15 protein-coding genes and 2 tRNA genes are annotated in these 20,044 nt (G+C 44.5%); 5 read left to right on the top strand and 12 right to left on the bottom strand.

The window, feature by feature from the left end; all coding sequences use genetic code 11:
• Positions 1-158: 158 nt before the first annotated feature.
• Both ACST14_RS09910 and ACST14_RS09905 read right to left on the bottom strand, forming a co-directional pair.
• Positions 159-244, bottom strand: a tRNA-Leu gene (locus ACST14_RS09910).
• A 43-nt stretch (positions 245-287) separates the two neighbouring features.
• Positions 288-360, bottom strand: a tRNA-Gly gene (locus ACST14_RS09905).
• A gap of 98 nt (positions 361-458) precedes the next feature.
• Here ACST14_RS09905 and ACST14_RS09900 point away from each other — a divergent pair.
• Complete coding sequence (locus ACST14_RS09900) at positions 459-929, top strand: Lrp/AsnC family transcriptional regulator (RefSeq protein ID WP_459463098.1); 471 nt, start codon at positions 459-461, stop codon at positions 927-929.
• A gap of 4 nt (positions 930-933) precedes the next feature.
• On the opposite strand, the gene tgt is transcribed toward ACST14_RS09900, so the two are convergent.
• The 6 genes from tgt to ACST14_RS09870 all read right to left on the bottom strand — a co-directional run bounded on the left by tgt (position 934) and on the right by ACST14_RS09870 (position 9,551).
• Positions 934-2,067: a tRNA guanosine(34) transglycosylase Tgt gene (gene tgt / locus ACST14_RS09895; protein ID WP_459463095.1), complete on the bottom strand. Its 1,134-nt coding sequence runs from the start codon at positions 2,065-2,067 to the stop codon at positions 934-936.
• Between the two features lie 115 nt (positions 2,068-2,182).
• Positions 2,183-5,788: a PVC-type heme-binding CxxCH protein gene (locus tag ACST14_RS09890; protein WP_459463093.1), complete on the bottom strand. Its 3,606-nt coding sequence runs from the start codon at positions 5,786-5,788 to the stop codon at positions 2,183-2,185.
• 3 nt (positions 5,789-5,791) lie between these two features.
• On the bottom strand, positions 5,792-6,904 hold the full coding sequence (locus tag ACST14_RS09885) for a Gfo/Idh/MocA family protein (RefSeq protein ID WP_459463091.1): 1,113 nt from the start codon (positions 6,902-6,904) through the stop codon (positions 5,792-5,794).
• Positions 6,905-7,211: 307 nt separating this feature from the next.
• On the bottom strand, positions 7,212-8,093 hold the full coding sequence (locus tag ACST14_RS09880; RefSeq protein ID WP_459463089.1) for a DMT family transporter: 882 nt from the start codon (positions 8,091-8,093) through the stop codon (positions 7,212-7,214).
• Between the two features lie 2 nt (positions 8,094-8,095).
• Positions 8,096-9,166 (bottom strand): LptF/LptG family permease, encoded by a 1,071-nt coding sequence (locus tag ACST14_RS09875; protein WP_459463087.1) that lies wholly within the window; start codon positions 9,164-9,166, stop codon positions 8,096-8,098.
• Entirely contained in the window at positions 9,153-9,551 is a 399-nt protein-coding gene (locus tag ACST14_RS09870) for a DUF983 domain-containing protein (RefSeq protein WP_459463085.1), read from the bottom strand. Before ACST14_RS09870 ends, ACST14_RS09875 begins: the two co-directional genes overlap by 14 nt.
• A gap of 108 nt (positions 9,552-9,659) precedes the next feature.
• Here ACST14_RS09870 and ACST14_RS09865 point away from each other — a divergent pair, with 108 nt between their 5' ends.
• Genes ACST14_RS09865 through ACST14_RS09855 form a run of 3 tightly spaced genes read left to right on the top strand, consistent with a single transcriptional unit; the run spans position 9,660 to position 11,508 of the window.
• On the top strand, positions 9,660-10,097 hold the full coding sequence (locus ACST14_RS09865; protein WP_459463083.1) for a hypothetical protein: 438 nt from the start codon (positions 9,660-9,662) through the stop codon (positions 10,095-10,097).
• An 11-nt stretch (positions 10,098-10,108) separates the two neighbouring features.
• The gene (locus tag ACST14_RS09860; RefSeq protein ID WP_459463081.1) at positions 10,109-10,618 is read left to right on the top strand and encodes a D-glycero-alpha-D-manno-heptose-1,7-bisphosphate 7-phosphatase; all 510 of its coding nucleotides are present in this window, start codon (positions 10,109-10,111) and stop codon (positions 10,616-10,618) included.
• Positions 10,615-11,508: an aldo/keto reductase gene (locus ACST14_RS09855; RefSeq protein WP_459463078.1), complete on the top strand. Its 894-nt coding sequence runs from the start codon at positions 10,615-10,617 to the stop codon at positions 11,506-11,508. Before ACST14_RS09860 ends, ACST14_RS09855 begins: the two co-directional genes overlap by 4 nt.
• A 98-nt stretch (positions 11,509-11,606) precedes the next feature.
• Here the strand turns inward: ACST14_RS09855 and ACST14_RS09850 are convergent, their stop codons facing one another.
• From ACST14_RS09850 to rnr, 4 genes are all read right to left on the bottom strand, one after another.
• Complete coding sequence (locus ACST14_RS09850; protein ID WP_459463076.1) at positions 11,607-12,443, bottom strand: sugar phosphate isomerase/epimerase family protein; 837 nt, start codon at positions 12,441-12,443, stop codon at positions 11,607-11,609.
• Positions 12,444-12,450: 7 nt separating this feature from the next.
• Entirely contained in the window at positions 12,451-13,335 is an 885-nt protein-coding gene (locus tag ACST14_RS09845) for a ThuA domain-containing protein (RefSeq protein ID WP_459463074.1), read from the bottom strand.
• A 2-nt stretch (positions 13,336-13,337) separates the two neighbouring features.
• Positions 13,338-16,493, bottom strand: coding sequence for a PVC-type heme-binding CxxCH protein (locus tag ACST14_RS09840; protein ID WP_459463072.1), 3,156 nt, complete (start codon positions 16,491-16,493; stop codon positions 13,338-13,340).
• A 195-nt stretch (positions 16,494-16,688) separates the two neighbouring features.
• The gene (rnr, locus tag ACST14_RS09835) at positions 16,689-18,941 is read right to left on the bottom strand and encodes a ribonuclease R (protein WP_459463070.1); all 2,253 of its coding nucleotides are present in this window, start codon (positions 18,939-18,941) and stop codon (positions 16,689-16,691) included.
• Between the two features lie 104 nt (positions 18,942-19,045).
• Between rnr and ACST14_RS09830 the strand changes: the two genes are divergently transcribed.
• Complete coding sequence (locus ACST14_RS09830; protein WP_459463068.1) at positions 19,046-20,041, top strand: M28 family peptidase; 996 nt, start codon at positions 19,046-19,048, stop codon at positions 20,039-20,041.
• Positions 20,042-20,044: the final 3 nt, after the last annotated feature.

Here is a 20,044-nt window from a genome sequence, read left to right as displayed (position 1 = left end):
CTTAGTAGTGGTTAAGAAGCAATACGAATATAAATTGATGGTAATTTGTTGAGCACAAAGGTACTAGGATTTTGCGGAGTGCAAAGGTGAGGTGGGATTTTATCAGAATAAAACAAAAAAGCCTTCCCAAAGGAAGGCTTTTTCAGACGCTTGAATTGTACTTGGGATGGGAATCGAACCCACACGAGCGTTACGGCTCACGGGATTTTAAGTCCCGCGTGTCTACCAGTTCCACCACCCAAGCGTCCTAGTAAAACTAAAAGCACCAACGGTGCTTTTTCGTTTTGAGCGAAAGACGGGGTTCGAACCCGCGACCTCGACCTTGGCAAGGTCGCGCTCTACCAGCTGAGCTACTTTCGCGTTTTGTGGTTGCAAAAATACGGTCTCCCTTTGAATTATGCAAGTAGAAATAAAATATTAGTGAAAATATTCTCTAAATTTATGCTTTCGAAAAAAACATGAGCATCCAAAAACTAGACCTAACTGACCACAAATTGCTGGAGATTTTACAGCAAAATGCGAAAATCACAAACGCCCAATTATCTAAAGAAATCGGACTTTCTCCTGCTCCTACTTTGGAGCGCGTGAAGAAATTAGAGACTTTGGGAATTATTCAAAGCTATCACGCTCAGGTTGATAGAGAAAAAGTAGGTTTAGGAGTGAGCACGTTTGTGACGGTGACTTTAACGGGCCATAAAAAGCAAGTGACGGAGTCTTTCGTGAAGCAAATCAACCAAATTCCAGAGGTAATCGAGTGCCATCACGTGACAGGTTCTGGCGATTTTATGTTGAAAATAATTTCCAAAGATATTTCGACTTATCAGAAATTAATGCTCGAAAAAATCAACGAAATCGAAGAAGTAGCTGCCACTTCCACGATGGTGATCCTGTCTTCATTCAAAGAAAGTAAGGTATTGCCGATTCCTTGAAAATTTATAGTCGGTGCATAAATTGCGGGATCATTCGGTTTTTCCAAGCCGTAAAAGTACCCGCTTGAATTTCCTTACGCGCCTCGCCCACCATCCACAGATAGAATCGTAAATTACACACACTCGCAATCATCGCCCCTAGCATTTCTTCGCAACGCACTAAATGACGCAGGTAGGATTTAGTATATAAACCGTGGACTTCATTCACGAAATGTGGATCAACCACGGAGAAGTCCGATTCCCATTTTTTGTTCTTGATATTGATAATTCCCTGAGTCGTAAAAATCATCCCGTTGCGCGCATTTCGTGTAGGCATAACGCAATCGAACATATCAATTCCGAGCGCAATTCCCTCCAAAATATTCGCTGGCGTACCCACGCCCATCAGGTAGCGCGGCTTGTCTTTTGGCAAAATATCCGTCACCTCATCCGCCATCGCGTACATATCTTCTACCGGCTCCCCCACAGAAAGTCCGCCGATAGCATTACCGAAAGCGCCTTTAGAAGCTATGTATTCCGCCGAAACCTTCCGTAAATCGGAGTAAACGCTTCCCTGAACAATCGGAAATAAGGTCTGATTATAACCGTATTTAGGATCTGTTTCATCAAAGCGCTGAATGCAACGATCCAGCCAGCGGTGTGTCATATCCATCGACTTGCGCGCATATTCATAAGTGCATGGATATGGGGTACATTCGTCAAAAGCCATAATAATATCCGCCCCTATCGTGCGCTGAATATCCATCACCCCTTCCGGCGTGAAATAGTGAATACTTCCATCGATATGCGACTTGAATTTAACTCCTTCTTCTTGAATTTTTCGGCCTGTACCTGCCAAAGAATACACTTGATATCCTCCCGAGTCCGTCAAAATAGGCCCCTGCCAGCCATTGAATTTATGCAATCCTCCCGCCTTTTCGATCACGTCTATACCTGGACGCAAGTACAGGTGATACGTGTTTCCTAGGATAATTTGGGCTTTAATCGGATCCGTTAATTCTGAAATATGAACGCCTTTAACGGTTCCAGCAGTGCCCACAGGCATAAAAATGGGCGTTTGAATCGTCCCGTGATCTGTCTGTATTTCCCCTGCGCGCGCTTTCGAGCTAGGATCCGTGTGGCTTATTGAGAATTTCATAGCGCAAAACTAACCATTAAATGGTAAATGGTGAATGGTAAGTGGTAAATGATGGATGATAATTTACATTTCATTTACCATCTACCATTCACCATTTACCATTGTGAAAGTGGCATTATTCCACTTTCATCACCCCATTCATAATCCTCCAGTGCCCTGGAAACGTACACAAGAACGGATAATTGCCTGGAACGCTAGGCGCTTTGAAGACCACTTTCACGCGACCATCGGATTCGACTAAAGGAGTATAAGCCAATACTTCCGGCATGGCAGGAATGTAATTTTTCGCTGCTCCATCGGCCGCCGTGATCATTTTATCTGCCGCTAAACCGATTTTTTCTTGGCTACCTAAAGTACCTAAAACCCAGTTATGCTGCATTGCATCGACGTTTTCGAAGATCAATTCGACTGTCGCACCTGCAGGTACGGTGAATTCCGCTGGGCTGTATTTCATCGCTTCTTTGATCGTCAAAATCGTGCGTTTCACGACTACTCCCTTCACTTCGGCAGAAGGTATTTCTACTTTCCAAAGACCCGCCAAACGCTCATACGCCTCCACATCTTGTGGGCGCAATTGCTTGCCTATGGCTTTTACGAAGTCGGTATTTTCAGTCGATAATTCTGCCACACGTTTCGCATTCCAAGTCGCTGAAGCACCTTTCAAGGCCGCGCCCATGGTAGGGCTAGCCACTTGTTTGATTGAACGCAATAAAGCGACGATATCATTGGCAGAATCATCTGAGGTCATTCCACGGAAAGATTTCTCCACGATATAAGAACCTAAATCAGCAGGTAAAGAAACTACGATAGGTTGTCTGAAGGTATTATTACCGCGATTCGATTCCCCTAAAACGGCTTTCGTATCGAGGTTTATTTCCATCACATAATTACCTGCCTCATCCGCTGTCCAGCCTAGGTTTCCGGTCCACGGACCGTTATTGTTTTTCACGACTGAAACAGTTTCGCCAGGAGCGGCACCATCCGTAAAAGTATAAGACTCTAGATCAGTACGGCGTCCCATTCCTTCGATTTTGACGGTTAATGGAAGCGGAGTGCCTTTTGGCAAAGCTTTGTCACCTCTATTTTTCACGCGGATAACGAAACTAGCGCCTTCACGTAAACGGAAGTTTCCGCCTTTGATTTGTACTTCCTCTACCACTAAATCAAGACCTGATTCTGTGCCGGAAGTGCTTGGATTCTTCGCCTCTTTCGCTAGTTTCTCCGCTGCTATGGCGCCTGATTGAGCTCCTTGTTTTGCGATGAAAGCTGCGCGACGAGCAGGACCACCGGCCATTACGTAGGCCGTTAAGGCATCTGGGATCCAGCGATCGGTTGTTTTCGAAGAGACGGCGATTTTACGTGCCATCGCCGCTTCTACTGCTGGAGAAGAAGGGGATTCAATTAAGGCTAAAATAGAGTGCAATACGACTAAGGAGTCTTTGTCATTGAGCATTTTTTGGTCCAAAATCAATTTCGCCGAAGCCGCCGTGCGTGGTAATACCTGCACCGCTTGCTTACGCACTGCCGCAGACGAATGTTTCATCGCGCGAGCTAAAGCGTCCATTGGTAAAACGCCTAAGCCTTCTAAAGTTCTTAGGGCGTGGATGGCACCTGGAGCGAGACCGATTTCATCGGTTTTGGCAGAACCTAACAGCGCCACTAAAGCGGGCACCACATCCTTATTTCCGCGCTCCGCTAAAAGTCGCTGTGCCTGTAAACGCCAAAACAAGTTCGAATTACTCAAGGCAGCTACACATTCCGCCGGCGTTTTCAAGGAAACTGGCGTGTATTCTGGTGCTTTATTATAGCCTACGCGGTAAATTCGACCGTGCGTAAAATCACGTAAATCCGTGTCATATGCATTACCGCCCCCATTCTTGTATCCTTGGGGAACCGGGTTGTGCTGGATGATATACGAATACCAGTCAGCTACCCAAACGGCTCCATCCGGACCTACTTGCGCGAACACCGGTGAAACCCATTCGTCAGCTCCTGCTAAAAAGTTAAACGCTTCTTTGTCGTTAAAATCTGAACCCGTCGGAACCTGGCGATTTTGGTGAATCACGTGACCCGTCGGCTCCGAAACGAAGGCAATCTGGTTCCAATATTCTTTGGGAAATGAACGAGCAGAATAGAAATTATGTCCCGCCGCTGCCGTAAATCCTCCAAAAACATCCACCTGACGCACCTTCTTTGTAATCGTCCGCATGTCTTTGTGTGTATCCGTATTCTTAGAACCGTTTAAGGTCATTGGCGCATGCCAAATATTGCGATGCGGAATAGCCATATACCAGCCGTGCGCGTTATTTGCCGTCGATCCGAACACATCCCCTGCCTCATTAAAGTCAAAGCCCCAGGTATTATTCGACGTCGTCGTCATGTGCTCCATCTTCGATCCATCCGCCTTAAAGCGGAAGAAAGCCTGCGCAAATTGAAGCGAATCCGCTCCCACTTTGCCCTTATAACCTGAATAACCTACGCAACCCCAGATCCAGTTATCGAATCCATAATGCAAATTCGACGGTCCTGCATGTGTATCACCTGTTCCAAAACCGGTGAACAAAATCTTCTTCTCATCCGCTACATCATCACCATTTGTGTCTTTCAACAAGATCATGTGCGGTGCTTGTGAAATAATCAAGCCGCCATTCGCGAATACCATTCCCGTAGGAATGCTCAGGCCATCGGCCCATTTCGTGAATTTATCCGCTTTACCATCCTTGTTGGTGTCTTCGCACAATAAGATGTAATCACTTCCGCCGGTTTCTTTACGTTCGTTCGGATAGTCTTTAGTGACCAAAACATACAAACGGCCACGCTCATCCCAGGCCATCGCGATGGGGTGCATCACGTTCGGTTCTGAAGCGAAAACCTGTAAATTAAAGTCCACCGGTACCTGAATAAACTTCACCGATTCCTCCGGACTTAAAGGCAATTGCTGCAATTGAGCGCCTTCACGTTTCTCGTAGTTTGGCAATTTTGCTTCGCGGTATTTCAATACCGGAATGTTCAATGCCGTTAATAAGGCTCTTTTTTCAGCACCTACCGCGTGCAAAATTCCTTGCGTCACTAGATCCTGAAAACCTTCCGTTTCCCAAGTCCGCTCGTCGTGACCGTAAGCCGTGTAAAATACATTTCCTTTACCGTAAGTTCTTGTCCAAGTATAAGGCTCCGTAGTCGCACCCGGTTTGTCTTTCGCTTGTTCTGGACCTATAATTCTCGATTGCCAAATCTGGTTATCCGGCTGCAAAGCGCTGTGCAAATAGGTCTCATCAACTGTCTTGATCTTCACGTAGGTGTTCGCCTCGTTTTTCACCCGAATCGAATCCATTCCGTGGCGCCAAAACTGACCGCCCACCATCTTCACAAACTCTTTTGAATTCCGAAAATTAAAAGACGCGCAGTGAATCGCCACTAAGCCGTGACCAGAAGCCACATAATTTAACAAGGCTTTCTCCTGGGGCGCTGCGATCGAATCGTGGTTCGCAAAAATCACTAAGGCATCGAATTTATTCAAATAGGCCTCATTCAGGTCCTTCAAAGATTCCGTATAGGTAATATTCATCCCCTTGATTCCCACCGCGGATTGCAGCGCAGGATATCTGTCAAAGGGTTTGTGGTGGCCTTTATCGCCTAAAAACAATAATTCGAGGCGTCTGCCAGGAGCGGCCGAAACCGAGAATTGAAACAAGAGTGCCGCAGCAAATAAGAGAAAACGCATAACTTAGAATTTAGGAATTTCAATGATTTTTCCGCCTTGAAGAGCAGATTCGTGAGCTAATATACCTACCGAAGTCCAGTTAGCGGACTGCGGTGCATTCGGGAATGGATCGCGATCTGCGGCCAAAGCCTGCAAGAATTCGTTCACCAAATGCGGGTGGGAACCACCGTGACCGCCACCTTGCGTAAACGAAAGGTGGGTATTATCGTCTTCATCGTACACCCCTTTCGTGGTGAAACGTTGAATTTCTTCTGGTAGATAGTGTGCAAAATCAGGTGTGGGAACTTTGGACGGAATCTCTGACTCCGGTTTTTTCGCCGTATGCACCACTAATTCTTCGCCTTCGATTAAAGGCCATTCCACCGATTTCTTCGATCCATATACCTCAAAACTCTCGCGGTATTGGCGTGCCACATCGAAAAGAGAACGGTATACCATCGCGCTTAAATCCGAATCACGAAACTTAATGTGCGCTGATTCCACCGCAAATGGGGAATTATAAGCCGGAATCAATTCTTCGCGAATCGTTCCCGAACCGAAGCAAGAAACATACTCCGCCTCTAAGCGCAATAAGCCCGCCACCGGACCCACGCAGTGTGTCGCATAGTGCATCGGAGGCAAACCTGGCCAATAATCCGGCCAGCCGTCCATATCTTGTTGATGCGAGGCTTTCAAGAATTGAATCTTACCTAACTCGCCTTTTTCATATAATTCTTTGATGTACAAAAACTCGCGGGCATACACCACGGTCTCCATCATCATATATTTCTTTTCCATCCGCTTGCTCGCCTCCACGATCGCCTTGCACTCTTCTACGGTCGTCGCCATAGGCACCGTACAAGCCACGTGTTTTCCTGCATTCAGCGCTTTAAGCGTCTGTTCTGCATGCAAGTGAATAGGTGAATTGATGTGAACGACGTCTACATTGGGGTCTTGGAGTAGCTTCTCTAAATCTGAGTAGCGAGTCTCGATCCCGTAGGCGTCCCCGATGGAGTTGAGTTTTTCTTCATTTCTTTGGCAAATCGCGTACATATTCGCCAACGGATGCTTCAAATAAATCGGAATAAATTCTGCACCGAAACCCAGTCCGACAATCGCAACGTTATATTTTTTCATAGTTTAAAAAATTTCAATCGTTCATTTACCATTCACCACTTACCATTTACCATTCATTTACCATTCACCACTTACCATTTACCATTCATTTACCATTCACCACTTACCATTTACCATTCATTCATTTACCATTAAATATAAAAGAAATAAATGGAGAAATCTACCGGGCTGTCCTGATTGGAGAGAGGAGATGAGAGAGTATAAAGAATAAAGCACAAAGCATAAAGATGGTTTCGCTTCGCGACGTATAGAAAAAATATTTCTCGAATTCATCCCCAAAGGGGATTCCGACTTTATTCTTTGTGCTCTATGCTTTATTCTTTTTTTCTAGGAACGGATGCGCCATCACCGTCAGCACCAGCAGAGATGTTCCCCAGTAGAAGGCGGGCTGCATCACCTCTTTTGCGCCAAAAATAAAGACCGCTAACAAAATCCCATAAACAGGCTCGAGCGTGATGACCAGATTGATCGAAAAGACGGAGAAAACTTTGTATAAATGTATGGTCTCGGTGTAGGCGTAAACGGTGCAAACGACGGCTAAAATGCCGATCCAAAGCCAATCCAGACCCATCGGAACAAATCCGGGCGAACCTCCTAGCAAGCCGGTTAACCAGACGGCACCGGTGATAAAACCTGCCGCCACCATCTCATAAACCGTGATTAATTTAGGGTCGTGCGTGTGGGTATAATTTCCATTAATGACGGAAAACAAGGCCCCGAAAAATCCAGCTCCGATTCCCATCACCAAGCCGATCCATTGCCCCGGTTCCACCGAAAAAATGATACCCAAAGCGATCACAACTAGAATTCCGAGAAAGACTTCGATCTTCGCGATGGGCTGTTTCTTCGCGATGGGCTCTAGGATGGAGGTCCAAAAAGTTTGGGTAGACAAGCCGGCTAAACACATCGCGACGGTGGAGACTTTGGCAGCTCCAAAAAACAGCAACCAGTGCAGCGAAACAAAAACGCCATTCAATAGCCAGATCTTTAAAACCGAGGAAGGTACCCGAAAAGATTTTTTCGATACCGCTAACATCAAGCCTAATCCAGCCGCCGCGATCACGCAACGAAAGAAGACAATCGTCAGCGCATTTGCACTCGTCGCATTGCCTAAAATGGCAGTGAACGCGTATAAAATCACGATAAAATGAATCTTGAAATAATCGAGAAGACGCGGCGCCTGTCTCATCTTTAGCGCGGAATGGTATAGTAAAGACCCACCCCCACAGCGGAGAATACGAGATTAGGTAGCCATACCGCTAACAAAGGCGGCATTCCTCCCCCTTCCGCGATCCCCTTGCTCATCATGAAGAAGAGGATGTAGATGAAGGCCAAACTAAAGCCCAAAGCGATTTGGAAGCCTACACCGCCACGCGCTTTTCTGGCGGAAACTAAGAAGCCGATAATCGTTAAGATCATCACTGAAAAGGGGTTAGCGAAGCGAAGGTATTTTTCGATTAGGAAGACTTCGATACCGTCTGCCCCACGGGATTGCACTAAATCAATGTGCTCGTTTAACTCTGGAAGAGTGAAGGTTTCATGCAATAAATGCTTGTTCTCGAAGTCTTTTGGCAATAAATTCAGCGTCGTATCAATCTTAGACCCAAATTTCATTTTAGTCGCTCCCGTAGTTCGAATTCGGTAATCGTGAATCGTCCACTTCTTCGAAGTCGAATCCCAAGTGATGCGATCCGACATCAATTTTTCCTTGATTTCCGTCCCCACAATTCGCTCTAAACTGAATCGATAGCCCGTATTCGTGCCATTATCGTAGGTCTCTAAATAGGCATAAGTCTCTGGCCCAATCTTAATATGGACATCACGCTTATCGAAATAGTAGGTATTGTTAATGTATTTATGCTCAAAAGGAACGCGAACTTTGTTTGCGTTAGGCACTACCCAACCAATCATGATAAAAGTGCCCACCGCTAGAATTCCTGAGCCGATTAAATAAGGACGCATTAAGCGCGTAAAACTAACGCCAGAACTCAGAATGGCAATAATTTCCGTCTTCGCGGCGAGGTTTGCCGTAAAGAAAACGGTCGCAATAAAGACCATCAAAGGACTGATATAGGAGGCCCAATAGGGAATGAAATTAAGGTAATAATCAAGGAGAATCTCCCTAATAGGGGCTTGCTTTCGAATGAAATCGTCGATTTTTTCCGTGTAGTCAATCACCATCACAATTAACACGATGATGAAAACGGCGAAAACGTACGTCTTCAGAAATTTCTTTAAAATGTAATAATCAAGAATTTTCATGCTTAGCAGCAGCGCTTGGATCGAAATTTAAACCGGAGAACCAATGTATAAATAATACCCGAGCTGTCCTAAAATTAGCCGGCACAAGCAGGAGCGAAACGGTCGTAATAGGCACCACATAGCCCATGGCGGGAGGATCGTTAAGGAAATTAAAGACTAAAATACCTCCCACTAACATAATTCCCACCGTGAAGGCATATGAAATATACATGGCTCCGTAAAAAAATCCTGGCTCTACTTCGTAGCGAACATCACAAGAGGGACAGTGTTCATGCATTTGGGCAAAATTGAACACATTCCACCACTTGTACTTAAACAGGCGGCCCTCATGGCAGTGCGGGCAACGGGCATTAATTAAGGCCGTAAGCTTGCTGGGATTAGACATAGAATCGGGTAATTTGTGCCCAAAGGTAAAGAAAATTAGACGATTAAACGTAACAAAGGTCTCGTTACGAAGGCTTTTTGTATCTTTGCTAAAATTAAACACACTCATATGTATTCAGCATTCGTAACCATTCACTCGATCTTGTTTCTAGTCGTGTTAGCGCTAGGAATTTTATCTATCTACAAAGGTTTAACAGGCAAAGTTTTTACGGAATCAGATCGTAAAATAGGCTTGTTTTACATGATCTCTTTGCACACGCAATTATTGATCGGATTAGTGCTTTATCTAGGCCTTAGCCCGGTGACAACGGCAGCTTTTGCTGATTTTGGCGCTGCAATGAAGGATTCTGCAACTCGCTTGATTTTAGTAGAGCACGTTACGGTTAATATCATTGCGATTGTATTAGCGACGATTGTTAATGCCAAAAACAAAAAAGCCATCACCGATGCCGCAAAGTTCAAAAACATGTGGTTATTAAACGGAGTTGGTCTTGTTTTGATTTTAAGCCGTATTCCTTGGAGCCGCTTAGCTGCTTTATTTGCCTAAATTAGCATTGAATGAATAAGTGCATTTTTTTAGATCGCGATGGCGTTCTAAATGTGGATCGCGTTGATTACGTGTACCATTTAGGACATTTTGTGATCCCCCCTGGCGTGAAAGAAGGCTTACAGGCTTTGAAAGACGCGGGCTATTTATTGATTGTTATTACGAACCAAAGTGGTATCGCAAAAGGCATTTATAAACGTGAAGACGTATATTTAATACACGATGCGATCCAAGAAGGAACAGGCGTGAAATTAGATGATATCTATTTTTGCCCTTACCACGAGAACTTTGACAGCCATTCGCTGACGCGCAAACCTGGATCCTTATTAATCGAGAAAGCCGCTGCGAAATACGACGTCGACATGGATGCCTCCTGGATGGTGGGTGACCACGAACGTGATATTACCGCAGGAACACGTGCCGGTTTACGGACCATTCGTTTAGCCCCTGTTGGAACTGAAACCAATGCCACACATTTAGTGAATGATTTACTCTCCGCTTCTAAACTTATCGTTTCGTGAAAAAAGTCTATTTAAGTGACGCCGGCCCCAAAGTTTCACCAGCCATTTATGGCTTCTGGCGTTGGGAAAAAGAAGACAAGAAGATAGACGAAATCGTTCATTTCTGTCTAGACAAAGGCATTAATACTTTCGATCATTCGGATCGTTATGGACAATATACGGCGGAGAAGAGCTTTGGAGAGCTTTTGGCAAAAAAATCCATACAGCGCTCTGACATCGTTTTGTTCTCCAAATGCGGAGTAAACATTCCCTCCCCCGCAAGACCAGACTTCCGCGTTAACCACGTGAACACTTCCGCAGCCCACATCACGGCATCGGTGGAGAACTCACTTCGCAACTTGCAAACAGACTATTTAGATGTCTTTTTACTGGATCAATTAGATCCCTTATCGGATATCGAGGCGACTGCTTTAGCATTAGAGAAATTAAAGAGCTCGGGGAAAGTAAAAAACATTGGTGTTTCGAACTTCTCGGTCTACCAACACCAGTTATTGGTTTCCTTCTTGAACATCCCGATTGTTTCTAACCACATCGACTTGAACTTGCTGAACACAAGCGCATTAGATAACGGCATCGTGGATTATATCAAACAAAAATACATGCGCCCTTTAGCGGTTTCCCCGTTAGCAGGTGGTCGCATCGAAAATGGAACAGACGAGCAAGCCTTGAAATTGCGCAAGAAATTGAACGAAATGGCGACCAAATACGATAGCAATATCGAATCCGTAGCCGTAGCGTGGTTAATCAAATTAGGGGCTTTGCCTTTGATCGGAACCTTAGAGGAAAATCGAATCCAAAACATCGTGGATGCTTTTGCGATTGAGATGGATCACCAGGATTGGTATGAGTTGTATAATACAACAAAACCGACGGTGTCGGTTTTAGATTAGAGAGTATAGATTTAAAGCATAGAGCATAAAGCACAAAGAATAAAGATGGAATAAAAAAGAGGCTTCAATAATGAAGCCTCTTTTTTATGGATTAGAGTTTACCTGGCTAAATACTTTTGAATATGTTGGTAACTCTTTAATATTAATTCAGCCTCTGTCGTATAATTTTTACGCCAAATACACGCAGCAGGCAATAAAGGCGTAAATGCCTCTACGACTAACCAGCCTTTATAATTCATTTTCTCCAGATGGGTAAACACATTATCCCAATGCACTTGGCCCTCCCCTAAGGTGGCACGAGTGCTTTCAGATAATTGAATATGCCCCACCTCATCGGCAATACGAACCATGGCTTCCCCTGTATTGAATTCTTCAATGTGCGCATGAAACGTATCAAACATGATCTTGACATTTGGATGATTAATCGCTTTAACTAAACTATATAGTTGGTCTGCGGAACTCACCACATAATTTTCAAATCGATTTAAATATTCTAATCCCAAAGTCACGTTTTTTTCTTTGGCATGATCGGCCACGGCTAACATACTTTCCTTCGACCAATCTAATTCTTGCTGAGTCGGTGCCGCACCCGAAAACACAGCTAATGCAGAATGAAAAGGCCCAGAAAGATAAGACGCTCCTAAATATGCGGTTATGTCAACGGCCTTTTTAAGAAAGTCTATGCCTTTCTGACGCACAGCAGGGTCCGAAGAAATGGTGTTCATATCCGCTCCTAAAAAAGTAACCGTAAAAACGGTTAGTCCCAGGCGATCTATTTCCGCTTTCCAAGGTTTCCAATATTCCTGGTCTACCACAAAAATGGGTATCTCAACGCCTTCATAACCCACTTCTTTTATGTAGGCTAAATGCTGGATAATGGATTCATTCATGTCGGGTCCATAGACCAGCGTATTCATTGCAATCGGGTATTTCATTGTATAACTATTTTGAATTGACCATTCCTCTGTAGGGAACATTTATATCTAATTTTCCTGCCCATTTCTGTGGTACTTTTAGGCCTAATTCCCAATGTATCGCATTGACAACAAGTCGTTGAAAAGGCGCTACTGAAAAATCTTCCGGATGTCCCATGGTGGTAAAAAACACTTTTCCTTTGTATTGATTTTCCCAAGTCCATGCGATGGGTTGATCTACCGCTGGCTTATCGGGATTCACCGCTTTGCCCATAAGTAGCCAATCGGTTCCTTTAGCAGGATAATCAGGTAAAACGCGGTATAGCCATGACCTGACATGAAATGTTGGATCTACACCCGTTAATATCGGGTGCTTTGCTTTTTCCGCAATGACCGTGGCATCGGTACTGGCGTTATGACCATAATGCGTGTGATTGGAAGGCCCACCCCAGCCGGGAGGCGCTCCAAAAGCTCTTTCAGCAAAGCCATTATACGCAACTAATGGATCTGTTTGCGGATAGTTAAACGAATGTGTGCTTGTCCTAAATCCCATGATCGGCTTTCCAGATTTTAAGTAGGCCTCTATGTGAGCCACTTGATCTGCTGGAAGTAGGCGCCAGCGAAGAAAAAATACGGCTAAATCCGCCTCCGCTAATATGTCTAAACCCGGTATGTCTCGCTCCGCATTTTGATCCGGAAACGATTTTAACACCTTCGTCCGAAAGCCATATTCTTTTTCCAAAATCGCGGCTAATAAGGGAAGCGTATTCTCACCTGAGTATTCATGGTCACCACAAACAAATACCACCAGGGGCTTCTTCGCTTTTGTAGGATCAGGTTCACGCGAAAAACTTGGCACAAATGCCAACAAAATAAATACAACAGTCAGACTAATATGAAGTAGTTTTTTCATGGTTATTTTTCGATAGGGTGTTCAGATAATAGCATATTGGCATTATACAAATCCTTTTTGTCAGCAATTTTAGCGCGTATTTCTTTTACTTTTTCCGGGTCGATAGGTGTTGCTTTATTACCAAATGAATTTCGAACATAGGTAAGAACTGACGCAATCTCTTTATCAGACATTAAGCCGCCATAAGGGGTCATGGGAACCTGGCCGGCATATTTAACGCCATTCAATTCCATAGGCCCCATAATTCCCTTGAGCACTAATTTAATTAAACGCTCTTGGTTTCCTGTCACCCAGATAGAATTAGATAAGGGAGGAAAACCAGAGGAAGGAAGTCCTTTTCCATTGGTCTGATGGCAGGTAGTACAATAACCGTCCTTCGCATACAATTTTTGGCCAGCGGTATACAAGTCTAAGTCTTTCCCTTTTAGAGTTGAAACTACAGCCGCTTCTTTATTTTTAACCACGTTCACTCCACTCGAATGAGCAACAGCTATTTCGTACGATTTATCCATCCAAGGATCTAAGGGATGTTTTTTTGCCAAAGTTATGATGGGCAAAGCCGTTTCCTTCGGTAGCCAAGATGCGGCCACAAAAGCCTCCATTCGAACACGCCCGTGAACATCTTCCACTGCTTTTGCTAACAAAGCGGCTTGGTTTTTCACTTGGTGACCCGTGTAGCGCAAAACGCGAACGGCTGCCGCACGAACATGGTAATCTTTTGCTTGTAGCAATTGGTTTAGTAGTTTTTGGTCTACCTTATTTAATCCCCAAGAAACCCACAATGCCTCTAACACATGATGCTCATAATCGGCCTCCTTTTTATCCAGATTCGCCACCCAGGTTGTAATTTTAGGTAATACATCAGCCGCCTTGTGCCCACGAAGTTCTCTGCGCACCCGGTACCGCGTTCTGTATTCAGGCAATTTTAAATTATCTAATAACTCATTAATGGATGCACCATAGACGTTAGCAGGCGTCACTAACGGTCTTGACGGATACGTTACTCGGTACACACGACCATGCGTATGGTCGCGCAATGGATCCCGAGCACTGTGCTGCATGTGTCCAATCAAAATATTGTGCCAGTCGATTACATAAAGTGAGCCATCGGGAGCAAATTCCATATCAACAGGGCGGAAATTACGATCTTGGCCCACGATCAAATCTTGGCGGTGCTTTGATTTATATCCGGTACCATCATCGCTTAGTTGATGTTGCTTCATTCCTAAAAATCCGATGGTATTATTAATTAAAAAATCACCCTGCACATTTTCAGGAAAATGACGACTGGACACAAACTCTAAACCGGAGGTAGGTCGGACTAAATGTTTTTCTTCCACTAAGGTAAATGACTTGTGACCTGTTTGACCATAGCGATTTTTAGTGGACCCGGGCATCATCCAGCGAACGTCTGGTCCAGAGGTTTCTGCAAAAAAGTTTTGACCCCATTTGTCAAAGGCGATTCCCCAGGGATTAGGTATCGACAACTGAGCTACACGCTCTAAATGATGCCTAGCAGGATTATACCGCATAAAGCCTCCATTGGTTGCACGAACAGTACCGTAGGGTGTTTCTACATTCGTGTGCAAAAATACCCCTTCTCCCATGTAAATAGCGCCTGATTCGTCAGTGACAAATGCGGAGATCTCATGGTGCGTATCATGGTCGTCAAACCCACTTAAAATTACTTCCTTCGAATCTGCCCGATCATCGCCATTGGTATCTTTTAATAATACCAAATTTGTTCCTTGGCTGACAAACACCCCAAATTCCGTGATTTCCATCCCAACCGGAACGTGCAAACCTTCCGCAAAAATCGTTTCTTTATCCGCTTTCCCATCCTTGTCTGTATCTTCAAGAATAATAATTTTATCGTTGGGCTTCGGATCGCCCGGCTTGTAATGTGGATAAGATGGCATACAAACTACCCAGAGTCGGCCCTTATTATCGAAAGTCATTTGAACCGGTTTGGCCAAATTCGGGAATTCCTCTTCCGAAGCAAACAGCTCAATTTTATATCCTGGAGCTACTTTAATCGCGCTTAACGCCTCCTCTCCATACATGTATTTCAAACTGCCGTTTTGATCCGGATTAAAATTCGTCTTTACCGGATCTAACTTCCGTGTCTTTGCATCTGCCGCGGCCAGATCATACGGAAGCCCTTTGATTGCTGCTTGGATCGCAGCCTCTCGATTATCCGTCATTTGACGAATTTTTTCGATCTCTGCAGGATAATTATCTTGTCCAAAGGGATTGTAACGGCGACCATATACGTGAACTCCATTGGGTATTTTAAAGTCCGTATGCCACATCCAGTTTTTCTCCGCGACGGCTGCAAACACATCCGCTCTTTTAGATTCGATGGCAGTCGATTTCTTCCCAAACACTTGATCCGCAAGTAATAGTGCTAATTTTTTGTATCCCGCATCATTTAATTGAAAACCGTCAATGGTCAAATCCTCCGCTGATGCTGCATACCATTTTTTAGATGCATCAAACGCATTAATAAATAAAACATTATTTTTCTCACACACTTCTTTCATCGCCTGTGCGTACAAAGTAATGTTTGCATTCTGAACCGTTCCGTTTGGTAAATCTATTTTTGCGCTTAAATCTTCAAAAGCCGTAGGAGAAACAATGGCTAGTTGGGGGGCAGAAACCCCATTGTATTTTTGCGCTAATGTGTGTTTAATGAACGCCTCTAATTCAGCCTTGTATATAGCAATCGCAGCCTTCCCTTCGTAGGATTCGCTATATCCAAAAAAACCGATAACAACATCCGTTTTTAACCGACTCATCCATTGGTCATGCGTCTCTAGGTGGCCTTCACTTTGCGAGGGATTAGCAAATTCCAATTGAAATTTTTCCGCTCCAGGAAAAGCCCAAGGCAGCATACGAGCTGAGTGCGGCCGAAATCCAGGCGTATCTCCACCGTCGCACATATTGCGAACCATCAAATTAAAGGTGGGATAACGGAGATGTAGTTCTGTTTCAAAATGATCATAATTGATCATGCGAGAGCCCAAATTGCCGCCTACTAATGCGATCTTCGTATTTCCTTCAATCGATAAAAAGGTAGGTGCTTTGGGCTGAAAGAAGCTAATCGTAAAAACGGAGATTACAGTTAGAATCAATCCGAGTTTTATTTTATGCGACATTTTGAATAATTTTTATAAGTAAATAGGTTTTTCAAAGTATAAACTAAGTAAAAAATTTAATTCAGCAAAGAAATATTAAATTCTAGTGGATTCTGAATCCTCCATTTTTCCAAAGTCCATTAAAAAAGGCTTCATTTCTGAAGCCTTTTTTAATTCCAACTTTATGCTTTGTGCTCTATTCTTTATGCTTTCAGACTATCTACGCCCAGTTCTCCTCCCACGCTCCTTACCGTGCGGTACAACCCGATTACTCCTCGGCGCCTCTCTCTTACGAGAACGGTTATTTGCAAATTTACCTACTTGGCCAGCGCGCATACCGACTAATTCGAGGTCGATGGTACGTTTAGCTAAGTTTGTGTCGCGGACTTTGACCTGCACCTGATCTCCAAACGTGAAGACACGGCCGTTCGATTTACCCACGATGCGGTAATTATTCTTGTCTAAATCATAGAAGTCATCATTCAAGTCAACCATGCGGACTAAGCCCTCGCAAGAGGTTTCGCCGATCTCGACAAAAATGCCAAATTCGGTGACGCCGGTGATGATGCCTTCGAAAATTTGGGGTTCGTGCAAGCTCATGTACTCTACTTGCTTGTATTTAATGGAAGCACGTTCGGCATCTGAAGCTAATTTTTCGCGATCAGAGCTATGCTTACATTGAATTTCTAATGGGGAGCGTTCTGCCGGGGTGCCGCCGTCTAAATAATGTTGCAATAAACGGTGCGTCATGACGTCTGGGTAACGACGAATAGGGCTCGTAAAGTGAGAATAGAACGGAAATGCTAGGCCAAAGTGACCAACAGGGTCAGTGCTATAACGGGCTTTCGACATCGTGCGCACGGCTAAACTCTGCAATACGCGCTCTTCGCCTTTGCCTTCGATGTTTTCCATCAAGGCATTAAACGATTTGCTGACGTGCTGCGGATCGGTCGTGACTTGGTAGCCGAATTTCTTCGCGAATGACGAGAATACCTGTAATTTCTCCGGGTCCGGTGCTTCGTGAATACGGTACACCATGGTGTTGCGCGGCTCCTCTTTTTTCTTGTTGAAGACGAATTCTGCGACTCTTTTGTTTGCCAAAAGCATATACTCTTCAATCAACTTGTGCGCATCCTTGCGAATACGAGGATAGACTCCGATCGGCTTGCCGTTCTCATCTAATTCGAAGCGAACTTCCGCGGTTTCGAAGTTCACGGAACCGTGCTCGAAACGCATTTTGCGGAAACTTTTGGCAATACGATTTAAATCCCGAATAACCGGCACTAACACATCATCTGAATCATTTTCAATCAATTCTTGTGCTTGTTCGTAAGCGAAACGGCGATCCGAGTGAATCACCGTGCGACCAAACCACTCTTTCACAATCGTGTCGTTCGCGTCTAATTCGAAAACGGCGGAGAACGTTAACTTGTCCTCGTTAGGACGAAGGGAACAAAGTCCATTCGATAATTTTTCTGGTAACATTGGAACTACGCGGTCCACGAGATAAACCGAAGTCGCGCGCTTGTAGGCCTCTAGATCTAACACGCTTCCGGGCTTCACATAATGGGAAACGTCGGCGATGTGTACTCCGATTTCGGTGTTGCCGTTTTTTAATATTTGGTAAGAAATGGCATCATCAAAATCCTTCGCATCGACTGGATCGATAGTAAAGGTTAAGATTTTGCGCATATCCTTACGCTTCTTTATTTCTGTGGCTGGGATCTGTACTAAGATCGAAGCCGCCGCTTTTTCTACTTCTTCTGGGAAATCATAAGGTAGACCGTATTCGGCTAAAATCGAGTGCATTTCCGTGTTATTCTCCCCTGCTTTTCCGAGCACCTTAATCACACGCCCTTCCGCTTTTTTGCCATCAGAACTCCAGCGAGTCACCTCTATAATTACTTTATCTAAGTGCTTCGCGTCCTTAATCTCGAACTTAGGCAAGTAAATATCTTCGTAGATTTTCTTCGAATCGGGAATTAAAAAGGAATAATGTGGCGTCACCTGAATCACACCCACTAACTCTGCCGAACGGCGTTCAATTATCTCTATTACCTCCCCTTCTGGGCGGTCATTTTTTCTCTTTTCTGAGGGTCTGCGTGCTTGAACGAGAACTTTATCCCCGTCTTTGGCATTCTTCAAATCCCCCGTCGCAATCCAAATATCTTTTCCTCCTTCTTCTGGAATCACAAAGGCAAAACGCGAATTTACGTGATCGACGCGGCCTTTTATTTGGAAAGACTCATTATCAAAACGGACATTCCCATCGTCATCCTTAAGTAGGCGATTTTCGTTGATCAATTTTATGACTAAATCCGAGTAAATCTCCTTCGTTTTACGATCACGAATCGCAAACGCCTTGTGGAGTTGATTCAACGAGTACGAACGGTAATCGTTTAATTCAAAAAACTCCAGGATTTCAGCCTTCAAGCCGCTCAAAAATTTCTGTTCCTTAGGGGATGACATGGTATTTCAATTCAAATTATCCCGCAAGGTACACATTATTGATTTCTTAATTCCTAATTCGGCATTCTATTGCTACCTTTGAGCTTGTTTTTCAGCCTTTTCAGATGAAACGTTCTCGCATAGCCCTCTTTTTATTACTCGCTTTCGCTTTAGGCGGTGGCTACATTTTGTGGAAGCCTGCTTCCGAGGTACCTGCCGCAGAAGTCACTCTAGTAGAAACCCCAGATTTTAAGGCGGATTCTGCCTATGCATTTGTGGCTCAGCAAGTTGCGTTTGGTCCACGTATTCCGGGTTCTGAAGCGAGTCAAAATACTCAGCGTTTTTTGGTTGCCAAATTAAAGTCTTACGGCTGGACCGTGACTGAGCAGCCTTTTACCGCTTTCCGCTATGATGGAAAGAAATTACAAGGCACGAATATCATCGCTCAATTTCAACCTGCTATCGCAAAACGCATTCTTTTAGCAGCACACTGGGATGCACGCAGTATCGCGGATAAAGATTCCGTACGCAAGAATGAGCCCATCGATGCGGCGAATGATGGTGCGAGTGGCGTAGGTGTTTTATTAGAAATCGCTCGCAACTTACATGAAACGAAGAACAAGCCGGCAGTAGGCGTAGACATCGTTTTATTTGACTTAGAAGATCACGGGGAACCGGAGGATTATACGGGAGAACACAAGCCAAACAGCTGGGCTTTAGGTTCACAGCATTGGGCTGCCAACTTGGTTCCTGCGAATTATCGCCCATATTATGGTATCTTGCTAGATATGGTGGGAGGAAAAGGCGCGATGTTTCCGCATGAGGGTACATCGATGCAATATGCGCCGGGAATCGTTCGCTCGGTTTGGGCGACGGCGGCGGATTTAGGTTATAGCAACCTGTTCGTAGATCAGGATGCCTTTGGAATTTCAGATGACCATACGGCGGTGAATGAGATTGGCAAAATCCAAATGATTGATATGATTGATTTACGCGCGACGAATGGCGGCTTTGAGTTTGGGAGCTTTCATCATACGCATGCAGATAATATAGAAAACATCGACAAATCGACCCTGAAAGCGGTCGGACAAACACTTTTACAGGTACTATACCGAGAATAATCT

Source organism: Aquirufa sp. A-Brett2-15D (genome assembly GCF_054558735.1).
This window is presented reverse-complemented; position numbering and strand designations above follow the sequence as displayed.